Genomic DNA, 5,081 nt, shown 5'->3' with positions numbered 1-5,081 from the left:
GCCGTGATCGAAAGAATTCCTCCGTTCGTTGACCACATCATCGTCATCGACGACATGAGCCCCGATGACACCTACCAGGTCGCTCTCGCCGCGGCAGATCAGCGCACGGAGGTAATTCGTCACGCCGTAAACAAGGGAGTGGGAGGCGCGATCATCACAGGTCACCGCCGTGCGCTCGAACTGGGGGCGGACGTCAGCGTGATCATGGCCGGTGACGACCAGATGGACCCGAGTTATCTGGAGAGCCTCATCGATCCGATCGCCGACAGAGGATACGGGTTCACCAAAGCAAACCGTTTCTTTTCGATGAAGAGTTTTTCGGGCATGCCTCGACATCGTGTCTTCGGCAACATGGTGCTGACGTTTATGACCAAGGTGTCGTCGGGATACTGGGATCTGGTGGATCCACAGAATGGGTATACCGCGATTTCACGGGCATCCCTCGAGGCCATTCCCCTACATCGCGTTGCGGAACGCTATGACTTCGAGAACGACCTGTTGATCTGGTTGAACATCGCCAACGTCCGCGCGCTAGATGTGCCCATTCCCGCTATCTACGGCGAGGAAGTGTCGGGCATGAAGCTTCATAAAGTAGTGCCCAGACTTCTGGTCACTCTTACTGGCGGCTTCTGGCGTCGTATCTGGACGAAGTACGTGCTCTGGTCATTTTCGCCGATCGCGCTGCTGATGTTGGTGGGTATTCCGCTCGTGCTGTTAGGGCTTGTGGTTGGTATCTGGGCCATCGCTGTGAGTGCTGTCGACCCGGGTACTGTGACGACGGGAACCTGGCTACTCTCGGTCGCACCTGCTTTACTAGGCACCCAATTGCTGTTGCAGGCCTTTATGCTCGATATCCAGGCCACCCCTAGATAGCGTGCACTCTCGATCTCGAGCACGTGAGGTGCTCACCTTTCTTGTTGTTGGGGGTATGAGCGCTTCCGTCGACGCCGGAGTTTTCCTGCTGCTCACAACAATAGGAGTGATGCCCGTGGTCGCTTCGGCTTTCAGCTTTATAAGCGCCTTCGTGATCAACTACAGCGGCAACCGCCGCGTTGTTTTCCGGGCGAGTGGTAAAGGTCACTTCTGGCGGTACATAGCCCTTGTGATCGTCAACCTCGGTCTCAGCGTGGCTCTCGTGGCTCTGGGTGTTGCGATCGGTCTGACCCCGATCGTGGCAAAGGTCGTATCGATAGCTGTCGTTGCCGCCTTCAACTACCTGGCAATGAGGCAGTGGGTATTTCGAGATCGTCCGGAGTCCAGTCGGGCGTAGCGGAGTTGGCTGACATGACCGTGGATGCTTCCCGTCGTCTAATGAGGAGGGAGCAAAGGCAAAAGAGCAGAAGCGCGAACGAGATCGAACCGACGATCCAGACGAACATCGGCGAGGTTGGGATCGACCACCACCATTCATGGTTCGTATCCAGATTGACCCCGGACAGGTCGGTGCCCGTGACATAGCGACGAATGTTGGTGTGGAGAGAGATCGAATTGGCTACTGACAGCGCTACGACGGGTACCAACGCCTGGAGGCTCGTGAGGTGCAGGGGCGTGTCTGAGCCATCCTGAGTAGATCTGCGTTGAAGCAGAGCAAATCCCGCTAACAAAATCATCAGAGGCAGGATGTATCGGGGTTGAACATACGAGCCCACCAAGGCGTTAGTTCGCACCAATACGACGGTGGGAACGAGCCAGAGCGCTGCAAGCACAATCGCTAAGGCGAGCGTCTTACGACGAACCTTCGATCCGATTCCAACGTAGGCCACGGCACAAAATGACCCGAGCGTGGCGATCCAGACAGTGGGGGGCAGAGCAGTGTCGAGCCATCCGAGGTTCCACGATCCAAAGACACCAGCCCATAGGGAGGGAACCAGAAGGAGGTTAGACGCAATGAGCCCGATGGGGCTCAGCCCGATCCCGCCGTCGACAGGGGGCAAGCCAGCCGTCAAAGCAGCGGACTGATTTGCCGTGAGATACAGCAGGCCGGCCACGGCAATCAGAGATGCCGGGAGGATCGCTTGAATCCAGTAGCCCGCATCGCGGCGGGCGGTGATCAGCATCACAAGCGCGATTGCGAGTATCGCGTATAGGGCGGCGTCAGCGCGAGCTCCGGCCCCCATTACAGCCGCGACTAGGGCGACCACAGCGAGACCTACTTTTCGTTTGCCCGTGGACTCGAAGTATCCGAGGAGCGAGATCCAAAGAAGCGCTGCTGACAGAATTGCCCAGCTACTGGGATTGGTGGAGGGGATGATGAACATCCCCAGTGGGACCGCGGTGATGACGCTCGCCCACACCAGAGTCAATCTGCGGCGCTGGGGCAGCAGGAGGAAGGTAGTGGTCATCAGCCCGACGAAAAGAGCCGCGTTTGCTATCCGCATCAGCATCACGGAGGTCTCAACGTTTGATCCGGCAAGCAGGCTCATCGCCGCATAAAACACGGGCGGGTAAAGGGCGGAAAAATTTCCGCGGTCGCTTTCGATGAGCTGACCTGGGGTGGATCCGAAGTCCTCGCCTTGACATTCGGCACTCACACCCGGCTTGTAGGCGTAACACACTGCGTCGATCAAGAGCTCGGGACTGACCATTCGCTCACCCGGAGTTTCGCCTGCGGCGCATCGCGAGTTCTCTTGCCCGCACCAGATACTGGCGAGATGGAACTCGTCGTCTGGTGACGACCCGACGGGCGACGAAAGCCCCCAGGAAATAAGTGCGACGAACGCAAAGACTGGGGCGAACATTAAAGGCGACAGGCGGTGGCGCAAGCGTTTCACGGTGCTCATTACCACGGTGGTCCTTTCGGTTGACCGGGATAACCTACCAGAGCGCAAGTGATGACCCGAATGAGATGTCCATCCACATGCGCGCTTTTCCGTCACTCGGTCTCACGGCGTGCGTTACTTTAGTTCTCGCTGGTGATTGTGATCCAGTCACCCACGTCATGCGAGAAATGAGACAGATGACACGCGCGCTCATCACCGGAATCACGGGCCAGGATGGCCTCTACCTCGCTGAACTGCTGCTCTCAAAGGGCTACGAGGTCTACGGCCTCATGCGCGGTCAGAACAACCCGAAGCTGGCCCTGCTCGAAGAGGTCGTTCCCAATGTAAAGATTCTCACCGGTGACCTCACCGACCTGTCGAGCCTGATTCGCGCGCTCAACGTCGCGCAGCCAGACGAGTTTTACAACCTCGGTGCAATCTCCTTCGTCGCGTACTCGTGGGAGAACGCCCACCTGACCAGCGAGGTGACCGGGATGGGCGTGCTCAATGCTCTCGAAGCCGTGCGGCTCTATGAAGGAAACAGCGGCAAGAAGGTTCGGTTTTACCAGGCATCGAGTTCGGAGATGTTCGGCAAGGTGCAGCAGGTTCCGCAGAACGAAGACACCCTGCTATGGCCACGCTCGCCCTACGGCGTCGCCAAGGTGTACGGCCACTACATGACGATCAATTATCGCGAATCGTACGGGATGCACGCCTCGTCGGGTGTGCTCTTCAACCACGAGTCACCGCGCCGCGGGCCCGAATTCGTGACCCGCAAGGTGAGTCAGGCAGTTGCTCGCATCTCGCTCGGTCTTCAGGAGTCGCTCACGCTTGGCAATCTCGATGCTCGTCGCGACTGGGGCTTCGCCGGTGACTACGTCGAAGCTATGTGGCTCATGCTGCAGCAGGAGGTCGCCGACGACTATGTTATTTCGACGGGAGAGACGCACACCATTTCCGCGCTGCTGGATTCCGCTTTTGGGGCGGTCGGAATCGAGGACTGGTCTGGGCTGGTACTTCAGGATCCGCGCTTCATGCGGCCCGCCGAAGTTGACCTTCTCATCGGCGACTCGGCCAAGGCGCACGAAAAATTAGGTTGGATGCCCAAGGTCGGTTTTGCCGAACTGGTCACCATGATGGTCGAATCGGATGTTGCTGAGCAGAAGAGACTCGCTGGACTATCATGAGTCGCATCCTCATCACCGGCGTCACCGGACAGGATGGCTCGTATCTGGCTGAACTGCTCGTAGCCGCCGACCACGAAGTGCATGGCACCTCACTCTCGGCCGATGAGCATTCGGTCGACGGGGTTGAGCTGCATCAGCTCGATCTGTCTCAGCCGGGAATCGGCGGGCTCATCCGATCCCTGGCCCCCGATGTCGTATACAACCTGGCAGCCATCAGCTCGGTCTATGGTTCGTGGCAGAAGCACGAATTAACGGCTCGTATCAACGGACTGGCAGTTTCGGAGATGCTCGCCGCTCTTCAGGGGGTACTTGGCGCACGGTTTGTGCAGGCATCCAGTGCTGAAATATTCGGCGCTCCCGTCGAGGTTCCCCAAACGGAACGCACCCCGATCAAGCCAACCTCTCCCTACGGAGCAGCGAAAGCGTACGCGCACTCACTAGTTAACGTGTACCGCACCGCAGGCGTGTGGGCCTCGTCGTGCATCCTGTACAACCATGAGTCGCCGCGCCGCCCCGAGACCTTCGTTACCCGCAAGATCACCGCCTCGGCGGTGCGAATCTCGCTGGGGCTTCAGGGCACCCTTGAGCTGGGTAACCTCGACGCCCGGCGCGATTGGGGCTGGGCACCCGACTACGTCGACGCGCTGTACAGGGTCGCTCAATCCAACACTCCCGGCGACTACGTGATTGCAACGGGCATCGATCATTCTGTTCAGGACTTCGTGGCCGAGGCGTTCGCCCGAGTGGGAATCTCAGACTGGCGCGCCTACGTGACGGTCTCAGACGAGTTCATACGCAGCGGTGACGCACCCCGACAGGTGGGAGACGCGTCGTATGCCCGTGAGAAACTTGGCTGGGCCCCGACCGTTGGCTTTGAGGAAATCGTCGCCAATATGGTCGACCACGATCTGGAACTCTTGCGAGCCTAGTTGTATCCGGTTATCGAGTTAGTAGCAGCCGGCTGGTCGGGGGTTTGCCTCCGGGTGCTGAGTGGCGTCATTCATTCTTGAAAGCACTCAGTTTCCGAACCATGTTGTTCCGTCCGGCGTGCTCAATTCCACGTCGGAGGTGGCCAGCACCGCCGCGTGCGGCAGGAAACAAACAATGCCGTCAGAATAGCGATACGAGTCAGCCC

At 58.8% G+C, this 5,081-nt stretch carries 5 protein-coding genes; 4 read left to right on the top strand and 1 reads right to left on the bottom strand.

What is annotated here, in order from left to right; translation table 11 throughout:
- Together RMN95_RS05575 and RMN95_RS05570 are read left to right on the top strand one after the other, a co-directional pair.
- Positions 1-873 (top strand): glycosyltransferase family 2 protein (locus RMN95_RS05575; protein ID WP_309615958.1); only part of this gene is annotated, 873 nt, incomplete at its 5' end.
- Positions 874-928: 55 nt separating this feature from the next.
- Complete coding sequence (locus RMN95_RS05570) at positions 929-1,270, top strand: GtrA family protein (protein ID WP_309615957.1); 342 nt, start codon at positions 929-931, stop codon at positions 1,268-1,270.
- On the opposite strand, the gene RMN95_RS05565 is transcribed toward RMN95_RS05570, so the two are convergent.
- Positions 1,209-2,738: a DUF2142 domain-containing protein gene (locus RMN95_RS05565; RefSeq protein ID WP_309615956.1), complete on the bottom strand. Its 1,530-nt coding sequence runs from the start codon at positions 2,736-2,738 to the stop codon at positions 1,209-1,211. The two genes, RMN95_RS05570 and RMN95_RS05565, sit on opposite strands and share 62 nt — an antisense overlap.
- A gap of 218 nt (positions 2,739-2,956) precedes the next feature.
- Between RMN95_RS05565 and RMN95_RS05560 the strand changes: the two genes are divergently transcribed.
- Both RMN95_RS05560 and RMN95_RS05555 read left to right on the top strand, forming a co-directional pair.
- A complete protein-coding gene (locus RMN95_RS05560; RefSeq protein ID WP_309615955.1) occupies positions 2,957-3,946 on the top strand; it encodes a GDP-mannose 4,6-dehydratase in 990 nt (329 codons plus the stop codon).
- Positions 3,943-4,875 (top strand): GDP-mannose 4,6-dehydratase, encoded by a 933-nt coding sequence (locus RMN95_RS05555; RefSeq protein ID WP_309615954.1) that lies wholly within the window; start codon positions 3,943-3,945, stop codon positions 4,873-4,875. The genes RMN95_RS05560 and RMN95_RS05555 overlap by 4 nt, the downstream gene beginning before the upstream one ends.
- Positions 4,876-5,081 lie beyond the last annotated feature (206 nt).

The organism is Salinibacterium sp. (assembly GCF_031364185.1).
Lineage (GTDB): Bacteria > Actinomycetota > Actinomycetes > Actinomycetales > Microbacteriaceae > Rhodoglobus.
The sequence above is the reverse complement of the archived record's forward strand: the minus strand, read 5'-3'. Positions and strand labels throughout refer to the sequence as shown.